The 21,215-nt window shown below is 69.8% G+C and carries 15 protein-coding genes; 1 reads left to right on the forward strand and 14 read right to left on the reverse strand.

The features are described from left to right. Positions 1–46: 46 nt before the first annotated feature. From P4826_RS08950 to P4826_RS08975, 6 genes are all read right to left on the reverse strand, one after another. Positions 47–1,444, reverse strand: coding sequence for a phospholipase D-like domain-containing protein (locus P4826_RS08950; protein WP_317703492.1), 1,398 nt, complete (start codon positions 1,442–1,444; stop codon positions 47–49). Beyond that, positions 1,441–2,820 (reverse strand): ATP-binding protein, encoded by a 1,380-nt coding sequence (locus P4826_RS08955; protein WP_317703493.1) that lies wholly within the window; start codon positions 2,818–2,820, stop codon positions 1,441–1,443. Before P4826_RS08955 ends, P4826_RS08950 begins: the two co-directional genes overlap by 4 nt. Beyond that, positions 2,817–3,473, reverse strand: coding sequence for a response regulator transcription factor (locus P4826_RS08960; protein WP_317703494.1), 657 nt, complete (start codon positions 3,471–3,473; stop codon positions 2,817–2,819). The genes P4826_RS08955 and P4826_RS08960 overlap by 4 nt, the downstream gene beginning before the upstream one ends. Before the next feature lie 50 nt (positions 3,474–3,523). Further along, on the reverse strand, positions 3,524–5,044 hold the full coding sequence (locus tag P4826_RS08965) for a DegQ family serine endoprotease (RefSeq protein WP_317703495.1): 1,521 nt from the start codon (positions 5,042–5,044) through the stop codon (positions 3,524–3,526). A 67-nt stretch (positions 5,045–5,111) separates the two neighbouring features. Next, on the reverse strand, positions 5,112–5,465 hold the full coding sequence (gene arsC / locus P4826_RS08970) for an arsenate reductase (glutaredoxin) (RefSeq protein ID WP_317703496.1): 354 nt from the start codon (positions 5,463–5,465) through the stop codon (positions 5,112–5,114). 16 nt (positions 5,466–5,481) lie between these two features. Then, positions 5,482–7,071 (reverse strand): ABC transporter permease, encoded by a 1,590-nt coding sequence (locus P4826_RS08975; RefSeq protein WP_317703745.1) that lies wholly within the window; start codon positions 7,069–7,071, stop codon positions 5,482–5,484. Positions 7,072–7,196: 125 nt separating this feature from the next. Between P4826_RS08975 and P4826_RS08980 the strand changes: the two genes are divergently transcribed. After that, positions 7,197–8,261 (forward strand): ABC transporter ATP-binding protein, encoded by a 1,065-nt coding sequence (locus P4826_RS08980; protein WP_317703497.1) that lies wholly within the window; start codon positions 7,197–7,199, stop codon positions 8,259–8,261. A gap of 28 nt (positions 8,262–8,289) precedes the next feature. Here P4826_RS08980 and P4826_RS08985 read toward each other — a convergent pair whose 3' ends face one another. The 8 genes from P4826_RS08985 to P4826_RS09020 all read right to left on the reverse strand — a co-directional run bounded on the left by P4826_RS08985 (position 8,290) and on the right by P4826_RS09020 (position 21,212). After that, the gene (locus tag P4826_RS08985) at positions 8,290–9,030 is read right to left on the reverse strand and encodes a lysophospholipid acyltransferase family protein (RefSeq protein ID WP_317703498.1); all 741 of its coding nucleotides are present in this window, start codon (positions 9,028–9,030) and stop codon (positions 8,290–8,292) included. Between the two features lie 8 nt (positions 9,031–9,038). Beyond that, positions 9,039–10,334, reverse strand: coding sequence for a dihydroorotase (locus P4826_RS08990; RefSeq protein ID WP_317703499.1), 1,296 nt, complete (start codon positions 10,332–10,334; stop codon positions 9,039–9,041). Positions 10,335–10,401: 67 nt separating this feature from the next. Further along, a complete protein-coding gene (locus tag P4826_RS08995; protein WP_317703500.1) occupies positions 10,402–11,364 on the reverse strand; it encodes an aspartate carbamoyltransferase catalytic subunit in 963 nt (320 codons plus the stop codon). A 3-nt stretch (positions 11,365–11,367) separates the two neighbouring features. Next, positions 11,368–11,880 carry a bifunctional pyr operon transcriptional regulator/uracil phosphoribosyltransferase PyrR gene (gene pyrR / locus P4826_RS09000; RefSeq protein WP_317703501.1) on the reverse strand — a complete coding sequence of 171 codons (513 nt, stop codon included), beginning with the start codon at positions 11,878–11,880 and terminating at the stop codon, positions 11,368–11,370. Beyond that, positions 11,877–12,296, reverse strand: coding sequence for a Holliday junction resolvase RuvX (ruvX, locus tag P4826_RS09005; RefSeq protein ID WP_317703502.1), 420 nt, complete (start codon positions 12,294–12,296; stop codon positions 11,877–11,879). The genes pyrR and ruvX overlap by 4 nt, the downstream gene beginning before the upstream one ends. After that, positions 12,293–12,913, reverse strand: coding sequence for a YqgE/AlgH family protein (locus tag P4826_RS09010; RefSeq protein ID WP_317703503.1), 621 nt, complete (start codon positions 12,911–12,913; stop codon positions 12,293–12,295). Before P4826_RS09010 ends, ruvX begins: the two co-directional genes overlap by 4 nt. 76 nt (positions 12,914–12,989) lie before the next feature. After that, entirely contained in the window at positions 12,990–18,923 is a 5,934-nt protein-coding gene (locus P4826_RS09015; RefSeq protein WP_317703504.1) for a FimL-related protein, read from the reverse strand. Between the two features lie 45 nt (positions 18,924–18,968). Continuing rightward, positions 18,969–21,212, reverse strand: coding sequence for a methyl-accepting chemotaxis protein (locus tag P4826_RS09020; RefSeq protein ID WP_317703505.1), 2,244 nt, complete (start codon positions 21,210–21,212; stop codon positions 18,969–18,971). Between the last annotated feature and the right edge of the window lie 3 nt (positions 21,213–21,215).

The raw sequence follows: 21,215 nt of genomic DNA on the forward strand, positions 1-21,215 counted from the left end.
CAGCGCATGACCGACCCACTGCCCCTGGCGGCCCGACAGGCCCGGCCTACAGCTGAAAACCCACCGACCGCACCACCCCTTCGACAATGTCGCGCGCCCAGGACGGCTGGCGCGCGTGGTAGGGGCGAGCCGTGGCGATGAGCCGGGCGCACCACTGCGAGAGCCAGCGCAGCTCCTGCTCGCCATAGAAGGCGGCCATGGCCTCGTAGTTCAAAAACAGGCTGCGCGCGTCCAGGTTCAGCGAGCCCGCCAGGGCCAGGTCGTCGTCGATGAGCACGGCCTTGGCATGCACCATGGCCGGTGCCAGCCAGACCTGGGCGCCGGCGGCAGCGAGCTGGCGCAGGGCGCGCTCGCGCGCGATGTCGGCCAGGCGGTGGTTGGAGCGCGCCGGCACCAGCAGGCTCACGCGCACGCCGCGCCGGCAGGCCAGGCACCAGGCGTCCAGTAGGGCGTCGTCGGGCACGAAGTACGGCGTGACGGCGACGATGCGCCGCTGGGCGTGGTAGGCCGCGGCCAGCAGCAGCGCATGCACGGTGTCGTCGGCATGGTCGGGCCCGCTGGGCAGCCATTGGGCCAGCGGGCCGCCCACGGGCTGCTGGTGCACGCCGGGCGTGCCGTGCGGCCGGCGCGCCTTGCGCAGCGCCAGGCCGTGTGCCACGCGCCAGTCGGTGTTGAACTGGGCCTGGGCCTGGGCGGCCAGCAGGCCCTGCACCTCGTAGCTCAGGTCTATCCAGGCGGGCTGGCCGGGGCGATCGACAAAGTACTCGCTGGCCAGGTTGCGCCCACCACTCCACAGGCGCTGTCCGTCGGCCAGCACCAGCTTGCGGTGATTGCGCAGGTTGATGCGGCCGTGCAGCGGGTTGTGCAGCAGCGGCATGAAGCGGCGCACCTGCACGCCCTGCCGCTGCAGCGCGCGCAGCATGGCGGGGGCCTTGCCCATGCTGCCCATGGCGTCCACCAGCAGGCGCACGCTGACGCCACGGCCCGCGCTGGCCGCGAGCTGCTGCGCAATCTGGCGGCCGGTGTCGTCGTTGGCGAACAGGTAGGTGCAGACATCGAGGCGCTGGCGCGCCGATGCCATGATGGCCAGCAGGCTGCGCAACGCCTCGTCGCCATTGGCGTGCAGCTGCACCCGTTCGTTGTGCACGGCGGGCGCCAACTCCATGCCGGCCAGCAGCCGCGTGGCCCAGCTCGGGCCACCCTGGGGAATGGCCAGCACCTGGTGGCGCTCGCGGCGCGCCGGCCGGGCAAACTTGCGCGTGCCAAAGAACAGGAACAGCGGCAGCGTCAGGTAGGGGAAGGTGATCAGGCCCAGCACCCAGGCCATGGCGGCCGAGGGATGGCGGTGCTGGTGGCCGATGCGCGTGCCCATCATGTAGATCAGCAGGCCCGCAGCCACGAAGACGGCGTGGCCCAGGCCGGAGAGCATGGTCACGCTGATCATGTGTGCGGACTCTCCCGTGGCGGCGTGTGGCGCGCCAGGCGCAGGCTGACGCGCAGGCCGCCCAGCTGCGGCGCATCCGCCAGCTGCAGCCGCGCGCCATGCAGGCGGGCGATGCTGTCGGCAATCGCCAGGCCCAGGCCGCTGCCAGACGCCGGCGCGCCCTCGGGCTGCGCACCGCGGTGAAAGCGCTGCAGCACCTGCGCGCGCTCAGCGGGCGCGATGCCGGGGCCGCTGTCGTCCACCAGCAGCGTGATATGGCCGTCGTCGGCCTGCAGCGCCACGTCCACCCGGCCGCCACGGGGCGTGTACTTGATGGCGTTGTCCAGCAGGTTGCGCAGCAGGATGGCCAGGGCCTGCGCATGGCCGGGCACGCTGGCGCCCTCGGCCTCGGGCGGCACCGGCGCCAGGCCCAGGTCTATGCCGCGCTGCTGGGCGGCGGGTGTGGCATCGAGCACGGCCTGGCGCGCCAGTTCGGCCAGCGGCACCGGCTGGGGTGGCGCGCCGGCCGCTATCTGCGCCTCCTGGCGCGCCAGGGCCAGCAGCTGCTCGACCAGGCGCGTGGCACGGTCTATGCCGCTGCCCAGGCGTTCCACGGCGCGCTCGCGCGTGGCCGTGTCGGGCGCGCGCTGCAGACCCTGCAGCTGCAGTTTCAGCGCCGCCAGGGGCGAGCGCAGTTCGTGGGCGGCGTCGGCCACGAAATGCTGCTGCGCGTCGAAGGCCTGCTGCACGCGCGCCAGCAGCGCGTTGAATTCATGCACCAGGGGTTGCAGCTCACTGGGCAGGCCGGCGCCGCTGACGGGCGTCAGGTCGTCCGGCCGGCGCTGCGCCAGCTGGCCACGCACGCGCTGTACGGGGGCCAGCAGGCGGCTCACGGCCCACCACACGGCCAGCGCCAGCAGTGGCGCCATCACCGCCAGCGGCAGCAAGGAGCGCAGCGCCAGAGCACGCGCCATGGCGCGGCGCGCGGACATGTCCTGTGCCACCTGTATCACCTGCGAGCGTGTCTGCAGCGAAAACACGCGGTAGCTGATGCCGCGTGCCTGCAGCTCGGTAAAGCCCAGCACCGCCTTCTGCGGCAGGGCCGCGCCGACGGCGGATTCAAAGATGCGCAGCCCCTCGTTGGTCCAGACCTGGACGATGAGCTCGTCGTTCTGGTACTCCGGCAAGGCGTTGCCGCTGGCGCGTGCATCCGGGGGCAGGCCAGCACGCAGCGCGTAGGCGGTCTGCTGCATCTGGTAATCAAACAGGGCATCTGCCTCCACCAACGCGCTGCGGTAGGCCAGCAGGCCCTGCACGGCGGCGGTCAGCGCAATGGCCGCCAGCAGGAACACCAGCAGCCGCACGCGCAGCGAGGCGGGGTGGCGCAGCCGGTTCATTTGGGCACCATGTAGCCGAGGCCGCGCACGTTCAGAATCAGGGCGGCGCCGAGCTTCTTGCGCAGGCCGTGGATGTAGACCTCGACCGCGTTGCTGCTGACCTCGTCGCCCCAGCCGTAGAGCTTGTCCTCGAGCTGCTGGCGCGACAGCACCATGCCGGGGCGCGCCAGCAGGGGTTCGAGCACCGCCCATTCGCGCGCCGACAGCACCACCGGCTGGCCCTGGATCGTGGCCTCGCGCGTGCCGGGGTTCAGCGCCACGCCCTGGTGCTCGTACACCGGCTCGGCGCGCCCGCTGGCGCGGCGCAAGAGCGCGCGTATGCGCGCCAGCAGTTCGTCCAGGTCATAGGGCTTGAGCACATAGTCGTCGGCGCCGGCGTCCAGTCCCTCGACGCGCTGGGCCACGCCGTCGCGCGCCGTGGCGATCAGCACCGGCGTGCGGTCCTTGCGCGCGCGCAGGGAGCGCAGCACGGCCAGGCCATCACGGCGCGGCAGGCCCAGGTCCAGCAGCACCAGGTCGTAGGACTGGGCCGCCAGGGCAGCGTCGGCCATGTCGCCGTCCGTGGCCCAGTCCACCGCGTAATGCTCGGCACGCAGCAGGTCACGCACGGCCTCGCCGATCATGGTGTCGTCCTCAACAAGCAACAGGCGCATGGGTGGCAGCATAAGCCAAACCCCTGCGCCTGCTACAAGTCGTGAAGCACCTAGCCGAGGCGTACCGGCACGAAGATCTTGTCGCCGTCGCGCTCGATCAACAGGGCCACCGACTTGCCCGCGTGAGCCATCGCGGCACGCACCTGCTCCACGTCCTTGACGGGGGTGCCGTTGACGGCCAGCAGCACGTCGCCGCCCTGCACGCCGGCCATGGCGGCGGGGCCGCGCACATCCTCGATCAGCAGGCCCTGGCCCTTGGGCACGCCGGCGGCCTTGGCTTCATCGGGCTGCAGCGGGCGCAGCGTCAGACCCAGCTGGCCCTTGCCCACGGCCTGGTCGTTGCTGGCCAGCTTGGCGGCCTTGTCGTTGGCATTGCCCAGGGTGGCGGCCAGGGTTTCGGCATGACCCTGGCGCCAGACCTCCATCTGCACCTTGTCGCCCGGATCACGCTGGCCGATATAGGCCGGCAGATCACCGGAGGCCACGATGGGCTGGCCATTGACCTTGAGGATCACGTCGCCCACCTTCAGGCCCGCCTTGGCAGCCGGGCCGCTGGCATCGACGCTGGCCACCAGGGCGCCCTCGGGCCGGGGCAGCTTGAACGAGTCGGCAAAGGTCTGGTTCACCTCCTGCACGGCCACGCCCAGGCGCGCATGCTCGACATGGCCGGTGGCCACGATCTGCTGCTCCACGCGCGTCGCCACCTCGATGGGGATGGCAAACGACAGGCCCTGGAAGCCGCCGGAGCGGCTGTAGATCTGCGAGTTGATGCCCACCACCTCGCCGGCGGCATTGAACAGCGGGCCGCCGGAGTTGCCGGGGTTCACGGCGGCATCGGTCTGGATGAAGGGCACATAGCTGTCCTCGGGCAGCGAGCGGCCCTTGGCGCTGACCACCCCGGCGGTGACCGTGTTCTCGAAGCCGAAGGGCGAACCTATGGCCAGCACCCAGTCGCCCACCTTCAGGTCACGCGAATTGCCCAGCTTCACCGTGGGCAGGTTCTTGGCGTCGATCTTCAGCACGGCGATGTCGGTCTTGGGGTCGGCACCCAGCACCTTGGCACGAAACTCGCGCCGGTCGGTCAGCTTCACCGTCACGTCGCTCGCGCCCTTGACCACATGGGCGTTGGTCAGGACGATGCCATTGGCATCGATGATGAAGCCCGAACCCTCGCCACGCATGGGCATGCCCCGCTGGCCCTGGCCACCGCGCTCGGGCATGGGAATGCCGAAACGGCGGAAGAACTCGTTGAACGGATCGTTCGGATCCATGCCCTGCGATCCGCGTTGGCGCGCCGCGGGGCTGTTGTCGCCATCGTCGCCCCCGGTCTTGCGCATGCCGCTGACGCTGATGTTGACCACCGCCGGGCCATAGCGCGCGGTGATGCTGGAAAAATCGGGCAGCGCCACGGCTGCGGCAGGCGTGGCCGGCGCCACTGCGGCCGCCACGGGCATGGCCAGCTGCGCGCGCGCCTCATGCGCCGTGATCAGGCCGGCACCCGTGGCGCCCAGGGCGCCCGCGGCCACCAGGGCCAGTACCAAACGGCGGGGAGAGGTGAGAAGGGTGTTCATGGTCTGCCTTTCCAAAAGCTTGTAGTGCTGATGGAAGGCAGTGTGGTGGCGCTGGCTTAGGTGATTCTTAAGCGATCAAATCGAGCACCAGCTCCGGCGGCCGGCACAGGCGCGCGCCCTTGGGCGTAACGACGATGGGGCGATTGAGCAGCACCGGGTGCTCTGCAATGGCGGCGATCAGCTCGGCGTCGCTGCGCTCTGGCGCGGCCAGGCCCAGCTCCTGGTAGAGGGCCTCCTTGCTGCGCATCAGCTCGCGTACGGGCACCCCCAGGCGTGCCACCAGGGCGGTGAGCCGGGCCGCGTCCAGCGGTTCCTTGATGTAGTCCACGATGACGGGCTCGATGCCGCGTTCGCGCAGGATTTCCAGTGCGCCGCGCGAGTTGCTGCAGCGGGCATTGTGGTAGATGGTGATGTCGTTCATGGCCGCAGTGTAGGCATCAGCGCGAAGACCCGCGCAGCGTGCGGCTGAGCAAGATCACCGGCACCAGGCCCACGGCGACGAGCGCCAGCGAGGGCAGCGCGGCCTCGCCCAGGCGTTCGTCGCGCGCCAGCTGGTAGGCCACCACGGCCAGGGTATCGCTGTCAAAGGGCCGCAGCACGATGGTTGCGGGCAGCTCCTTCATCACGTCCACGAACACCAGCAACGTGGCGGCGGCCGTCGATCGCTTGAGCAGCGGCCAGTGCACGCGCATGAGCAGTCCCATGCCGCCCACGCCCAGCATGCGCGCCGAATCGTCCAGGCTGGCCGGCACGCGCGCATAGCCGCTTTGCACCGACTGCAGGGCCACTGCGCAAAAGCGCACCAGGTACGCCCAGACGATGCCCACGGCGGTGGTGGTCACCAGCGCGCTCAGGCCCCAGGTGGGGGCCGCGGCCTGCAGCCAGCCCACGGGCAGCAGCAGGCCGACGACGATGACCGCGCCCGGCACGGCGTAGCCCAGGCTGACCAGCTGCACCACGGCACGCATCAGCGGCCCGCGCCGGCGGCGCACGGCAAAGGCCAGAGCCAGCGCGATGCCCACCGCCAGCACGGCGGTGATGGCGCCCAGACGCACGCTGTTGCCGGCCCATTGCACGAAGCGATCCCAGGGCAGCAACGACCAGTCGGCCAGCAGCGGCCGCAGCATGAACAGCACCGGCAGCGCAAAACCCATCAGCACCGGCAGGGCGCACACCAGCCAGGCCAGCACGGCATACGCGCCGTGCAGCCGCGTGGGCTGGGCCTCGCTGGAGCCGGCGCGACCCACGCCGCCGGTGGCAAAGCGCATGCGGCGCTGGGCGCGCAGCTCCAGTTGCAAGAGCAGCACCACCAGCGCGAGCAGGAAGGTGGCCAGCTGCGCCGCGGCCAGGCGGTTGTCCATGGACAGCCAGGCCTTGTAGATGCCGGTGGTGAAGGTCTGTATGCCGAAGTAGGAGGCCACGCCAAAGTCGGCCAGCGTCTCCATCAGCACCAGGGCCACGCCCGCGGCCACGGCCGGGCGTGCCAGCGGCAGGGCCACGCTGCGCAGGCGCCGCGCGGGCGCGGCGCCGAGCAGGCGCGCCGCCTCCATCAGGTGCGCGGCGCGCTCGCCCAGGGCCGTGCGCGCCAGCAGGTAGACATAGGGATAGAGCGAGAAGATGAACACCCAGATCGCGCCGCCCAGGCTGCGCACCTCGGGCAACAACCGCCCCTGCAGGCCGAAAGCCTCACGCAGCCAGACCTGCAGCGGGCCACTGAACTGCAGAAAGTCGGTATAGGCATAGGCCGTGACATAGGCCGGCATGGCCAGGGGCAGCAGCAGCAGCCATTCCAGCTGGCGCCGGCCGGCAAAGTCGAACAGCGTGACCGCCGCAGCGCTGGCCGTGCCCACCAGGGCGGCCCCAATGGCCACGGCCAGGCTCAGCCACAGCGTGGTCCACAGGTAGTCCGGCAGCACGGTGGCGGCCATCTCGCGCAGGATGGCGCCGGACTGCGCATCGCCCTGCCCCAGCGGCAGCCAGGCGCCCAGCACCGCCAGCACGGGCAGGGCCAGCAGCAGGGCCAGCATGAGGGGAGCGATGGCGCGCAGGGCGCGTGGGACGGGTGGCAAGTGAGGGCGCGCGGCCGCAGAGGGCTCGGCGGTTGAGATGCAAATGGGAACGATTCTACGCAAGCGACTTTTACAATCGGCACATGTTTCTCGAAGTCTCTCAGCTGGATGTGCGCTATGGCAGCCGCCAGACCCCCGCCGTGCATGGCGTGACCCTGGGCCTGGCCGCGGGCGAGATCGGCGTGCTGATCGGCCCCTCGGGCTGCGGCAAGACCACGCTGCTGCGCGCCGTGGCCGGCCTGGAGGCCGTCGCTGCCGGCAGCATCCGCTTAAGCGGTGAGCTGGTGGGTGCCCCGGGGCGCAGCGTGGCGCCCGAGCAGCGGCGCATCGGCATGGTGTTCCAGGACTATGCCCTGTTCCCGCACCTTTCCGTAGGGCGCAACGTGGCCTTCGGCATCCACGAGCTGCCGCGCGGCGAGCGGCAGCAGCGCGTGCGCGAATGCCTGGCCCTGGTGGGCCTGGAAGGCAGCGAGGCGCGCTTTCCGCATGAACTCTCGGGCGGCCAGCAGCAGCGCGTGGCCCTGGCGCGGGCACTGGCGCCGCGCCCACGCCTGATGCTGCTGGACGAGCCGTTTTCCAACCTCGACGTCGATCTGCGCGAGCGCCTGGCGCATGAGGTGCGCGGCATTCTGAAAACCGCCAACGCCACGGCCCTGTTCGTCACGCACGACCAGCTGGAGGCCTTTGCCATCGGCGATCGCATCGGCGTGATGGACGGCGGTCACCTGCACCAGTGGGACGATGCCTATGCGCTCTACCACCGCCCGGCCACGCGCTTCGTAGCCGACTTCATTGGCCATGGCGTGTTCGCCCCCGCCACCCTGGTGCGGCACGGCGGCCAGGTGGTGGCGCGCACCGCGCTGGGCGACCTGACGGACATCGACGGCTGCCTGCTGCCGTCGAGCTACCCGCACGGCGAATGCGACGTGCTGCTGCGCGCCGACGACGTGGTGCACGACGACGCCGCCCCGGTGCGCGCGCGCATCGTGCGCAAGGCGTTTCGCGGCTCGGAGTTTCTCTACACACTGGAGCTGGAGGGCGGCCTCACCGTGGTGGCCCATGTGCCCAGCCACCATGACCATGCCATGGGCGAATGGATTGGCATACGTGCCCAGGTCGATCATGTGGTGACCTTCGCCCGCGCCTGAACGCGATGACATGCCGGTAGGAGCGGCTTCAGCCGTGCCGCAGCGCATCGACCGCTGCATGCAGCGCCTGGCTCCAGGCACGCCGATCGCGCCCCAGGGCCCGCTCGGGCGCACCAAAGTGCACCACGGCGGTGATACCCGGCGCCTTCAAGGTGCGCCAGACCGAGCCCAGAAAGCTCTCGTCGCCGACAAAGCTGGGCGCATCGCTGGTGGCGCCGCCAATGCCATCGAGAAAACGCAGGCCCACGGGCTGCACCGGGGCGCCCGCGTCCAGCGCGGCCTGCAGCAGATTGGCGTGAAAGGGCAGCAACGCGCGCCCGTCGCCGGTCTGGCCCTCGGGGAACACCGCCAGCACCTCGCCTGCGAGCAGCGCGTCGCGCATGCTGGTCACCATGCGCAGCGCGTCACGGCGGGACTCGCGCCGGATGTAGAGCGTGCCCGCGGCCGTGGCCAGGGTGCCGACGATGGGCCAGTCCTGCAGGTCGGACTTGGAGATGAAGCGGCAGTAGCGCGCCGCATGTAGTACGGGAATGTCCAGCCAGGAATGGTGGTTGGCCACCAGCAGCACCGGCCCCGCGCGCTGCGGCCGGCCGCGCAGCTGCAGCGTGATGCCGGCGCAGGTCAGCAGGCCCAGCGACCAGGCCTGCACGCGCGCCTGCTGCTGGTCGGACGACAGGCGTGGAAAGCGCCAGGCCACCAGCCACAGCCCCCACAGCGCATGCACCAGCAGGCGCAGCAGGCGCCAGCCGGCGCGCAGGTGACGCGGCACGCCGTGGTTCAGCCGCGGTCGAAGGCGACCTGGCCCCCGACCAGCGTCCAGCGCACGCGGCCCGGCAGCTCGTAGGACGAAAACGGCGTGTGCTTGCCCTGGCTGACCAGGGCCTTGGGCTGCACCGTCCAGTCAGCGCTCGGATCGAGCACGCACAGATCAGCCACGCCGCCCTCCACGATGCGGCCGACGCTGGCCTGCAGCGTGCCCAGGGCGCTGCCCAGCACGCGCGCGGGCTCGCTGGTGACCACGGCCACGGCGCGCGCCAGGGGCACGCCGGCGTCACGCGACCATTTCAGGGCCACGGACAGCAGCAGCTCCAGGCCCGTGGCGCCGGGCTCGGCCTCGGCAAAGGGCACGGCCTTGGCGTCCTCGTCCACCGGGGTGTGGTCGGAGACCAGGGCGTCCACGGTGCCGTCGGCCAGGGCCGCGGCCAGCGCGTCGCGATCGCGTTGCTGGCGCAGCGGCGGCGTGAGGCGCGCGCGGCTGTCGAAGTAGCCTATGTCCATGTCGGTCAGCATGAGGGAGTTGATGCTCACGTCGCAGGTCACGGGCAGGCCGGCGGCCTTGGCTTGGCGCACCAGCTCCACCCCGGCGCTACTCGACAGGCGGCACAGGTGTACGCGCGCGCCGGTGGTCTTTTGCAGCTCGAAGATGGTGTGCAGCGCAATCGTCTCGGCCGCCACCGGCACGCCCGACAGGCCCATGCGCGTGGCCAGCGCCCCGCTGGCGGCCACGCCCTTGCCCAGATACAGCTCCTGCGGGCGCAGCCAGACGGTGTAGCCGTAGGTGGCGGCGTACTGCAGCGCGCGCTGCAGCACCTGGGTGCTGGTCAGGGCCACATCGGCCTGGCTGAAGCCCACGCAGCCCGATTCGGTGAGCTCGGCCATCTCGGTCAGCACCTCGCCGGCCAGGCCGCGCGTGAGCGCGCCCAGCGGGAACAATCGCGCCTGGTGCAGCTTCTCGGCGCGGAACTTGAGCATCTCCACCAGGCCAGGCTCGTCGAGCACCGGGTCGGTGTCGGGCGGGCAGACCAGGCTGGTCACGCCGCCGGCCACGGCCGCGGCCATTTCGGATTCGAGCATGCCCTCGTGCTCGTGGCCCGGCTCGCGCAGGCGCGCCGCCAGATCCACCAGGCCGGGCAGCACCAGGCAGCCGCTGGCGTCGATGACGCGGTTGGGCGTGAAGTCCGCCGGCTGGCGATCCACGCCCACGATGCGGCCCGCGGCCAGCGCCAGGTGGCAGACCTTGTCCAACCCGCTGGCGGGGTCGAGCACACGGCCGTTCTGTAGGAGTATTTTCATGGTTTCAAGCCAAAAAAGGCTCTAGCGCCCATCCATCAAGCGCTAACAGCTATTAATATGATAGTGATCAAGCGTCGTTTCCAGCGACGATGGACATCACCGCCATGCGCACCGCGATGCCGAAGGTGACCTGCGGCAGGATCACCGCCTGCGGCCCATCGACCACGGCGGACGCTATCTCCACCCCGCGGTTGATGGGGCCAGGGTGCATGACGATGGCGTCGGGCTTGGCCAGCCGCAGCTTTTCGGGCGTGAGGCCGAAGCTCTTGAAATACTCCTGACTGGAGGGCAGCAACGCACCGCTCATGCGCTCGTTCTGCAGGCGCAGCGTGATCACCACGTCGCAGCCCTTGATGCCCTCCTCCAGGCTGTGGAACACGCGCACGCCCATGTGTGACAGGTCCGACGGAACCAGGGTGCGCGGGCCGACCACGCGCACCTCGGCCGCACCCAGCGTGGTCAGGGCGTGGATGTCCGAGCGCGCCACGCGCGAATGCAGCACATCGCCCACGATGGCCACCGTCAGGTTGGAAAAATCCTTCTTGTAGTGGCGTATGGTGTACATGTCCAGCAGGCCCTGCGTAGGGTGCGAATGGCGGCCGTCGCCGGCGTTCACCACATGCACATGCGGGCCCACATGCTGGGCGATCAGGTAGGGCGCGCCCGACTCGCTGTGGCGCACGACGAAGATGTCGGCGGCCATGGCCGTCAGGTTGTCTATGGTGTCCAGCAGGGTCTCGCCCTTGGCGGTGGAGCTGCGCGCGATGTCCAGGTTGAACACGTCGGCCGACAGGCGCTTGGCGGCGATGTCGAAGGTGGTGCGCGTGCGCGTGCTGTTCTCGAAGAACAGGTTGAACACGCTCTTGCCGCGCAGGAGCGGCACCTTCTTCACCTCGCGGTCGTTGACGCTGGTGAAGTTGGCGGCCGTGTCCAGGATATGCGTGACGATGTCCCTGGGCAGGCCCTCGATGGACAGCAGATGGATCAGCTCGCCATTCTTGTTGAGTTGGGGGTTGCGCTTGTACAGCACGGTTCAGGCCTCTTTGACTGCGAATTGGAAACTGCCGTCCGCGCCGCGCGCCAGCGCCAGGATCTGGCTGGCGGGCAGGGCCACGCGGGCGGCGGCAAAATCGGCGGCGATCGGCAGCTGGCGCCCGCCGCGATCGACCAGCACGGCCAGGCGCACGCGCGCCGGGCGGCCATAGTCGAACAGCTCGTTGAGCACGGCGCGCACGGTGCGCCCGGTGTAGAGCACGTCGTCAAGCACCAGGATGTCGGCGCCGTTGACATCGAAATCAAGCTGCGTCTGCGCACTGGCGGCCATGCCGCGCTGGGCGAAGTCGTCGCGGTGCAGGGCAGAGGACAGCACGCCGGGCTTGCCCGCCAGGCCCAGGTCGCGCTGCAGGCGCTCGACCAGCCAGGCGCCGCCCGAAGTGATGCCCGCCAGGCGCGTGTCCGGCTGCAGCAGGGCGCGCACGCCGCGCAGCAGCTCGCCATACAAGGCCTCGGCGTCCAACAGCAGCGCACTGCCTGTGGTGGTGTTCATGCAAGACTCCTCAAGAATTGTTCCAGGATGATGCAGGCCGAGGCCGCGTCCGCGTCAAGCGCGCCGGCGGCCTGCGCCTCGGTGGTGCTGTAGCGCTCGTCCACCTCAAACACCTGCAGGCCAAAGCGCCCGCGCAGCTGGCGTGCAAACTTCTGCGCGCGCGCCGTGTTCTCGTGCGGCGCGCCGTCCGGATGAAACGGCACGCCCACCACCAGCGCGTCGGGCTGCCATTCGGCGATGCGCTGCGCTATGGGTGCAAAGCGGGCATCGCCCTCGGCGCGAATCGTGCCCTGCGGCGTCGCCGTGCGCAGCATGCGCGTGCCCACCGCCACTCCGGTGCGCTTGAGTCCGAAATCAAAGGCCAGAAAGGATTGGAAATGCGCGGGAACGGCGGCCGGGGCAGGCGCGCCGCTCATGCGTGCCCCGCGTCGCGCGACAGCATCCAGGACTGCAGGCCCAGCAGGCCCAGGGCGCGCTCGTAGCGCTCGCCCACGGGGGTGTCGAAGATGATGGCAGCGTCGGCATCCACGGTGAGCCAGCTGTTCTCGGCCAGCTCGGATTCCAGCTGCCCCTCGCCCCAGGCCGAGTAGCCCAGCGTGACCAGCACGCGCCGCGGGCCGGCACCGTGCGACAGCGCCTCCAGCACATCCTTGGAGGTGGTCATCTCCAGGCCACCGGGAATGCTCATGGTGGAGGCATAGGGCGAATCGTCTTCGTCCGCGTCTGGTGTCGATGCTCCCTGGGGCGTGCCGCGCATCGGGTCGTGCAGCACGAAACCGCGCTCGGTCTGCACCGGGCCGCCCAGGAACACCGGCTGGTGCGTGAGGTCTGCGCGCCCCAGCGTCAGATCCACCTTCTCGAACAGGCCCTCCAGGCTGATGTCGGTCGGCTTGTTGATGATCAGGCCGAGGGCGCCGCGCTCGCTGTGCTCGCACAGATAGACCACGCTGCGCGCAAAGGACGCATCCTCCATGCCCGGCATGGCAATCAGGAAATGGTGCGTCAGGTTCATGGGCGCGGAAGTGGCAGACATGGGCCAATTTTAGGCCAGAGCCAGGGCCAGGCCGGCGCAAAGCCGGGCCGGACCCTGGGGGCACCGCCCCCTCCGGTCAACCGCCTTGCGCGACCGTCAGCTGGGCATAGTGGCCCACGAGGCTCAGCAGTTCCTCGTCGGAATAGGGTTTGCCCAGGTAATGGTTGACGCCCAGCTGCGCGGCATGGTCGCGGTGCTTTTGCGCGATGCGCGAGGTGATCATGATGATGGGCAGATCGGCCAGCGCCGCGTCCGCGCGGATGTTGCGCGCCAGGTCGAAGCCGTCCATGCGCGGCATTTCGATGTCCGACAGCACCACCGCCGGGCGCTCCTGCTGCAGCCGCGCCAGCGCCTGCAGGCCGTCGGTCGCCAGCGCCACGCGGTAACCCTCGCGCTGCAGCAGGCGCTGCGTGACGCGGCGCACGGTGATGGAATCGTCCACCACCAGCACCAGCGGCACCTGATCGAGCTGCGCCACGGACGCTGGCGCCGACATGCCGGCACGCGTGATGTCCGCCACCATGCCCGCATCCTGCGCCGCGGGCGCCAGCATGGCCGCGCGCGCCTGCTCGCCATACACCGTGGCCAGGGCCACGGGGTTGTAGATCAGCACCACCGCCCCCGAGGCCAGCACCGACATGCCCGCCACCCCCGGCAGGCGCGACAGCTGCGGCCCCAGGTTCTTCACCACCACTTCCTGATTGCCCAGCACCTCGTCCACATGCAGGGCCAGGCGCTGCGAGGCGCTGCGCAGAATGATCACCGGCCGGGTCTTGCCCGCCACTTCGGTGCTGCGCGGTGCCGATTGCATCAAGGCGCCGGCCCAGTAGAACGGCAGCGACTCGGATCCTTCGGCAAACCACTGGCTGGCATAGGCGGCGTCCACCTGGGCCACCGGGCTGCGGCGCACCACCTCCACCAGGTTGGCCGGCACGCCCAGGGTCAGCCCGCCGGCGCGCAGCATGACCACCTGGGTCACAGCCGTGGTCAACGGCAGCAGCATGCGGAACGACGAACCCTTGCCGGCCTCGGTCTGCGTCTCGATACGCCCGCCCAGGGCATTGAGCTCGGCGCGCACCACATCCATGCCTATGCCGCGGCCAGACAGGCCGGTGACTTCGCTGGCGGTGGTGAAGCCGGGCCTGAAGATCAGGTTCGCGGCCTGCGTGGCGGTGATGGGTTCGTCCGGCGCAATCAGCCCCTGGGCCACGGCCCGGGCGCGGATGCGCTCCAGGTCGAGGCCGGCGCCATCGTCACTGAACTCGACCGAAACGTCGTTGCCCTCGTGGCGCAGGGCGATGGTGATGGTGCCCACGGCCGGCTTGCCCGCGGCCACGCGCGTCTCGGGCGCCTCTATGCCATGGCCGGCGCAATTGCGCAGCAGGTGCTCGAACGCCGGCGCCATGCGATCGAGCACGCCGCGATCCATCTCGATCGACCCGCCGGAAATGTCCAGCTTGATCTGCTTGCCGGTTTCCTTGGATGCCTGGCGCACCACGGCGTACAGGCGCTCGGCAATGCTCTCGAACTCCACCATGCGCGTGCGTAGCAGGTCGCGCTGCAGCTCGCGCGCCTGGCGGCCCTGGGCGATCAGGTCGTCCTCCGCCCCTTCCATGCTGCGCTGCAGGTTGCGCTGCACCGTGGCCACGTCGTTCACCGACTCGGCCATCATGCGCGTGAGTTCCTGCACGCGGGTAAAGCGGTCGAATTCCAGCGGGTCGAACCCGGCCGCCACATCCTTGGACAGGGCCAGCCGCGACTGCATCTGCGTCTCGGCCTGCACCTCGATGTCGCGCAGCTGCTGGCGCAGGCGCTCCAGATTGCCCGTCAGGTCGGCGAGCGACGCGCGCATCTGCCCCAGGCGCGCGTCCAGGCGCGAGCGCGAGATCATCACCTCGCCGGCCTGGTTCACCAGGCGGTCGAGCAGCTGCGCACGCACACGCACCGACTGCGTGGCGGCGCGCTGTGCCGGCACGGTGGCACTGGCGCTAGCCGGCACGCGCCAGGACAACGGCGAGGCGACGGGGGTGGCGGCCGCCGGCAGCTGCGGCACAGCCGCAGCAGACGCCGGCGTGGCGGCCTCGGGCGCGGACACCACCATGGGTTCGGACAGCGGTTGCGCGCCAATCGTGCGCAGGACGTCAAGATCCGCCTGCAGGACATCAAGGCTGGCCAGCAGGGGCTCCACCGCCGCCGTGGTGACGCCGTTGGTGCCGATCTGCTCGACGGCGGTTTCCATGCGGTGCGCCATCTCGCCCAGGCGCATGGCGCCGGCCAGGCGGGCACTGCCTTTCAAGGTGTGCAACGCGCGCAGCAGCTCGTTGCGGGCACTCAGGTTTTCCGGGCGGGCCGCCCATTGGCGCAGCGCCGAGCCCAGGGCCGGCAGCAACTCGGCCGCCTCTTCCTCGAAGATGGGGAACAGGTCCGGGTCGATGACGTCGAGTGCGTCGATGTCATCGTCGATATCGTCAACGGCGGCGACCGCACGCGCAATCGCTTCATCGATGGCGCGGTCATGCTCGAAGCCGGCCTCCAAGTCCTGCCCTGCGGCATCTGGCTGGTCATCCGCTGGCTCGCTGGTCTGCCCGGACGGTTCGGTCGGCAGGTCGGCCACCTCGTCCTGCATGGCCAGGTCGCCAAACTCCAGCTCCAGCGTATCGGGACTCTGCGCCATGGCCTCCAGCGGCGCCGCGCCGCTGCTGACCTCGATGCGCAAGACGGCCGCCAGGCGCTCGCGCACCGAAGGATTCGGCTCCTTGAGAAAACCGGCGGCAAACTGGTGCAGCAGGCGACGAATGTCGTCGGCCGCTGCATTGCAGGCCTGGGCATGCTCGGCCAGGCCATGCGGCAGCAGCTGCACATGCTGCAGCGCATGCTCCAGCTGGCGCGCCAGATCCGACAGGGCGGCAAAGCCCACGGTGGCCGAGCTGCCGGCCAGCGAATGCGCCAGCGCCACGGCCGCCTCCGGCACGGGCCGGTGCAATTCCAGAGACCATTCCTGCAGCTCGGTGGCCAGGCGGCGCGACCATTCGTCGGCCTCGTTCAGATAGACGTTGTACAGCGGGATGCCGATGCGCAGGTGCTCAATCACCTTGATCGCCTCGTCCGTGGAGGGCAAGACTTCAAGCGCCTCGGATTCATCGGCCTCATCGCCAGCGGCCACGGCCTCGGGCGGCTCGGCCTCGCCTGGCTGGCCCACGCCTTCGACCGCATCCACCGGAATGTCAAGAGCAAAGCCATCGTCCAACGGACTGGGCTGGTGCAACACCTCTTCGGCGGCCGTGTCGGCAACAGCCAACCCCGTGGGCTCGGACTGCGGCTCGGTCACATCGTCGGCCTGGGCCTGCAGCGCCTGCTCGAAGACAGCGAAATCCAGTTCGTCCAGCAGTACGGTTTCGGTCACATCGACGGCGGGCGGCACCGACGCCGCAAAGTCTGGCAGCTCGATGCAGGTGTCGGCAAAATCCTGCTGCGGCCCATCGCCATGGTCCTCCAGGCCGGGCTCGGCATTGGCCGACGGTGCCGACTCGGCCTCATCGGCCACGACCGGCGGCAGCGCCGGCTCCGGACTGGGTTCGACCTCCATCAGGAATTCGCTGGCGGCTGTCAGCGGCAGCAGGGTGCCCTGCTCGCGCATGGCCGTGGCGGCGGTGCCAAAGGGCAGCGCCTGCCAGTGACCGGCGACGCCGGCCTCGATGTCATCGGCCCAGCGGCCAAAGGCCTGCAGCGCCTCGTCGGACAGCTGCAGCAGCGGCGCCGACATGGGCTTTTCCTCGGCCAGCCAGGCATTGAGCGTTTGCTCCATGGCCCAGGCTGCCTCACCGAACTCGGCCAGGCCCACCATGCGCGCGCTGCCCTTGAGGGTGTGGAAGGCGCGGCGCAGCGTGGTCTGCTCGCTCAAGTCGCCCGGGGCGGCGTGCAATGCCTGCACGGCCGCCAGGCCGGTGGCCACGACTTCGCGCGCCTCCTCCAGGAAGATATCCAGGAGCTCTGCATCGTCGTCGGCATCGTCATCGGCGCCCGCATCGGGCAGTGTCACCGCGGCCACAGGGACCAGCGGGGTCGGCGCGACCTCGGGCTGCGGCAACACCGGCGCAGCATGGACGGCAAGATCCAACGGGGCTGGCTCGGCAGGCTGCGGCACCACTGCTTGCGGCGCGGGTTCTGGCTCTGACTCAGGCGCGGGCGACTGCGCCTGGGCTGGCGCGGCTGCGCTCGGCTCCGGCTGCCCCACGGGCGCGCGTCCCATGACGATGCGCAGCTCTCCCAGCTCCTGGTCATAGACAAACAGCTTGCGCGCCATGGCACGCTGATAGCTCAGCATGTCGATGAGAAAACCCAGGGCGCCCAGGCTGTTACCCAGCTTCTCGAATACCTGCTGTCGCTCCTCGGGCGCCACCTCGCCCACCAGCAGCCGCTCCACCATGTCGCGCATGCGCACCACGGCCAGCGATGCCTGGTCCAGGCCCAGCAGCGACAGCACGCCGCGCATTTGCTGCAGGCCGCCAGGCACGCCGGCCAGGGGCGCCAGATCGTCGGGCTGGCGGAAGAACTGATCCATGGACTTTTCGGCCTCGGCCATGGTGGCGCGCAGCTCACCGACCACGCTGCCCATGGTCTGCTGGTCGCTGACACGGCGGTACAGCTCCTCCATCCAGGACTCCAGCGGTTGCGACTGGCCGCCCGCGACAACGCTGTCCAGGCGCTCGGCCAGGCGCTCGGCGCGCTGGCCCATGGCGTCACGGGAGGCGTCGAGCTCCTCGAACGAGGCCTGCAGGTACAGCACGGCAGTGGCCACCTCCATGGCCAGGGCCGCTGGCGGGGGTTCACCGCTGCGCAGCGTGACGTCCAGCACATGCGTCAATGCCTGCGCCAGGCGCTCGCTTTCGGGGCACAGCTTGCGCAGCGAATCGCACACCAGGCTGAACTGATCCACCGCCGGCTTGAGTTTGTTGCGATCTCCGCCGGCCAGGCCCGACCAGGTTTCGGTGGCCGCGGCAATGCGCTTGCGTGCCTGTGCCAGCAGGGCCGGGTCGAACAGGCCAAAGCGTGGCCGTTCGTAGTCCACCGGCGGGTGGCGCTGCAGACCAAAGCTCTGGCGCACGGCCTGCAGTGCCGGCGTGGCGGCCGCGGCCGTCGGCTCGGGCGCCGCCTGCGCACAGAAAAACAGCAGATCCTGCAACAGACGCTCAGTGATGCCGTGCTCGCCCTTGGCCAGCGTGGCGTACTGCATGAGCACGCGCGATGCGACGCGCTTGGCGTACAGATCGGGCTTGAGCGCCTGCTGCGCCAGGGCCTCGAAGAAGCCGGCGCAGACCGTCCAGAACATGCGCACCTGGGGCTCTGCCTGGGCCGCGGCAAAACCCTGGGAGATGGCCCGCATGTCTGCGGCCGCATCCGGGTCGGCGTTCTTGACGATGCGCAGCACGGCGCTGTCCAGGCGCGAGCGCGCCTCGGCGCCATAGGGCAGCGGGGCCACGCCCACGGGCAAGGCCGGGGCCTGCACGGGCGCGTTCATGGGCCACAGATCGGCCGGGTGCACGCGATCGACGCCAGCCAGGGCCTGCACGTCGCGGTACTGCGGAAACAAGGCGACCGGTGAAATGCGCTGACCCGCCAGCACGCATTCCAGGTATTCGATCAGCGCAAAGCTGGCGCGCTCTATGGTGCGGGCGGCATCGTCGCTGCACAACTCGGGGCGGTGCACGAAGCGCTGCACGGCGGCCTCCATCGCGCGCAGCAGCAGTGCCGGCGACTCCATGCCCACCATCGTCAGCGCGCCACCGGCCTGGTGCAGCTGCTGGCGCGCAATGCGCAGTGCAGCGGCATCGAGCGCCGCAAGGTCTGACTGGCGCGCCATCTCGGCGTCGCGCACAAAGCGGCGCATGGACTTGGCAACACCCTCCAGGGATTTGCGCAGCTCGTCGAGCACCCATGCCAGCGGCCCGAGATCCTGCTCGTTCTGAGTCCCGTCGGCGCCCGTTGCGGTTGCGGCGTCAAGAGATGACATGGATGCGTCCCCGGCTGCTTGAGCCAATGCGTTGATGAGATGGCGTCAAGCGATCTTGAATCGGGCCACGGACTGGCGCAGCTCGTCGGCCATGCGCGAGAGCTCGCGCACCTGCTGCGCCGTGGCGCGCGTGCCCTCACCCGTCTGCTCGGTCACGGCAAAGATGTGCTGGATGTTGTCGGCCACGCCGTTGGCCAGCTCCGCTTCTTTAGAAGCAGAGGATGAAATCTGCTCAATCAGCTCAGCCAGCCTGCGCGAGACGCTATCAATTTCGCTGAGTGCGGTGCCGGCGCTGTCGGACAGTCGCGCGCCCTCGACCACGCCCTGGGTGGAGCGCTCCATCGCGGCCACGGCATCCTGGGTGTCGGTCTGAATGGCCTTCACCAGCGCCGAGATCTGGCGCGTGGCGTCGGCCGAGCGCTCGGCCAGGCGCTGCACTTCCTCGGCCACCACCGAGAAGCCGCGGCCGGCCTCGCCCGCCGACGCGGCCTGGATGGCTGCATTCAGCGCCAGCACGTTGGTCTGCTCGGTAATGTCGGAAATCAGCTCGGTGATCTCGCCGATCTCCTGCGACGATTCGCCCAGGCGCTTGATGCGCTTGGAGGTGTCCTGGATCTGGTCACGGATGGCGTTCATGCCGCCGATGGTGTTCTGCACCGCGCGCAGGCCCTGGTCAGCCGCCTGCAGCGACTGGCGCGCCACGGCGGCCGATTCCTGCGCCTGCGACGACACCTGGTTGATGCGCGAAGCCATGTCCAGCACCGAGCGGCCGGTCTCGCGGATCTCGCGCAGCTGCTCGGTCGAAGCCGCCAGCAGCTCGGTCGAAGTGCTGTCCACCTGCGCCGTGGTCTGCGCCACGCGCGCCGCCGTGTTCTGCACGCTGCCCACCAGCAGGCGCAGCTCCTCCACGGTGTAGTTCACCGAGTCTGCAATGGCGCCGGTGATGTCCTCGGTCACCGTGGCCTCCTGCGTCAAATCGCCCTCGGCCACCGACTGCAGCTCGTTCATTAGGCGCAGGATGGCGGCCTGGTTGGCGTCGTTGACGCGCTTGGCCTCCTGCTCCTGGCGCTTGGCATCGATCTGCAGCGCCTCGGCGGCCACCTGGCGGCCGCGGCTGTCGAGCAGCTGCACGCGCGAGACGCCCACGCCGCACAGCAGCACGAACAGGCCCGCCACGACCAGGGCGGCAATCTGCCCCGGCCCCACGCCGGACTGCGCGGACAGCTTGTCCTGCAGGGTTTCGAGCTGGCGGCGCAGCGGCTCGCTGTCGGCCACGATGGCCGCCTGCGCCTGGCGTGCCGCCGCCAGGCCTTGCAGGTTGCCCAGGATGGCGCCGGCCTGCGTGCGTGTCTGGTCAAAGAGCGTGATCAATGCCTGCAGCTGCTCGCGCGTCTGCGCGTCGCGCGTGCCGGCCAGCAGGCTCTGGGCGATCTCCTTGAAGGAATTCAAGTCCTTGCCGAGCAGGAACACCGACTCGGGGTTCACACCCTCGGCGGCCTGGAACTCGTTGGCTGACTTGCCGATGCGCTGCGTCAACATCACCAGCTGGCCGGCGGCCGAAATGTCGGCCGCCGGCGCGGCGTTCTGCAGCTTCAGCGCGGCAATGCCCTCGGCGCTCTCCAGCAGGGCCGGAGACTGCTGGTTGATGGCGCGCAAGGCCTCACCCACCTGGGTCAGGATGGCCTTTTGCCCCAACAGCAGGCCGGCATTGCGTTCGGCCCGCTCCACCAGCGGGTTCATCGCTTCGAGCTCGGGCTTGAAGGATTCGCCCAGCGCCTGCACACCCAGTTCGGCATCGCCGGCGTTGAGCGCACGCAGATTGCGCGCCAGCACGTCGGCACTGTCCTTCATGTCGGCAATGGCCTGCGGCTGCCCTGCCAGTGCCTGCGACACCGACTTGGCCAAGCGTTGCGACTGCATCAGCGACTGCCCCATGGCGGCCAGCTGCTTGGCAGACCGACTTGACTGCTGCAGCGCCCAGCCGGCAATCAGCGCCAGCAGCACCAGGCCCACGCCCAGCAGGATCAGCAGGCGCCGCTGGTGCGTCCCGGTGCTGGCACTGCCGAGCAGGGGCAGGCTGATCTGCTCTTGTTCAGCCACGCCGGGCTCGGGCTTGCGCACGGTGTCGCCATAGTCGCCGAGGACGCTGGGCATGCCGTCGGCCTGGTAGGCCTGTGACAGAACACCGGCGGAGATCGAGTCCTGGATGATGTCCGGCTGGCCCAAATCAGCATCGCCTTGGACAGGCTTGCGCAAAAACAGTTTTTCCAGTGGATTGACGACGGACATGTT

It is taken from the genome of Diaphorobacter limosus (assembly GCF_033100095.1).
Lineage (GTDB): Bacteria > Pseudomonadota > Gammaproteobacteria > Burkholderiales > Burkholderiaceae_C > Alicycliphilus > Alicycliphilus limosus.

Bases quoted from the DNA above. Each gene is read 5' to 3' on its own strand.
- P4826_RS08950 (WP_317703492.1), bottom strand. From the start codon at position 1,444: ATGATCAGCGTGACCATGCTCTCCGGCCTGGGCCACGCCGTCTTCGTG.
- P4826_RS08955 (WP_317703493.1), bottom strand. From the start codon at position 2,820: ATGAACCGGCTGCGCCACCCCGCCTCGCTGCGCGTGCGGCTGCTGGTG.
- P4826_RS08960 (WP_317703494.1), bottom strand. From the start codon at position 3,473: ATGCGCCTGTTGCTTGTTGAGGACGACACCATGATCGGCGAGGCCGTG.
- P4826_RS08965 (WP_317703495.1), bottom strand. From the start codon at position 5,044: ATGAACACCCTTCTCACCTCTCCCCGCCGTTTGGTACTGGCCCTGGTG.
- arsC (WP_317703496.1), bottom strand. From the start codon at position 5,465: ATGAACGACATCACCATCTACCACAATGCCCGCTGCAGCAACTCGCGC.
- P4826_RS08975 (WP_317703745.1), bottom strand. From the start codon at position 7,071: ATGCTGGCCCTGCTGCTGGCCCTGCCCGTGCTGGCGGTGCTGGGCGCC.
- P4826_RS08980 (WP_317703497.1), top strand. From the start codon at position 7,197: ATGTTTCTCGAAGTCTCTCAGCTGGATGTGCGCTATGGCAGCCGCCAG.
- P4826_RS08990 (WP_317703499.1), bottom strand. From the start codon at position 10,334: ATGAAAATACTCCTACAGAACGGCCGTGTGCTCGACCCCGCCAGCGGG.
- pyrR (WP_317703501.1), bottom strand. From the start codon at position 11,880: ATGAACACCACCACAGGCAGTGCGCTGCTGTTGGACGCCGAGGCCTTG.
- ruvX (WP_317703502.1), bottom strand. From the start codon at position 12,296: ATGAGCGGCGCGCCTGCCCCGGCCGCCGTTCCCGCGCATTTCCAATCC.
- P4826_RS09010 (WP_317703503.1), bottom strand. From the start codon at position 12,913: ATGTCTGCCACTTCCGCGCCCATGAACCTGACGCACCATTTCCTGATT.
- P4826_RS09015 (WP_317703504.1), bottom strand. From the start codon at position 18,923: ATGTCATCTCTTGACGCCGCAACCGCAACGGGCGCCGACGGGACTCAG.
- P4826_RS09020 (WP_317703505.1), bottom strand. From the start codon at position 21,212: ATGTCCGTCGTCAATCCACTGGAAAAACTGTTTTTGCGCAAGCCTGTC.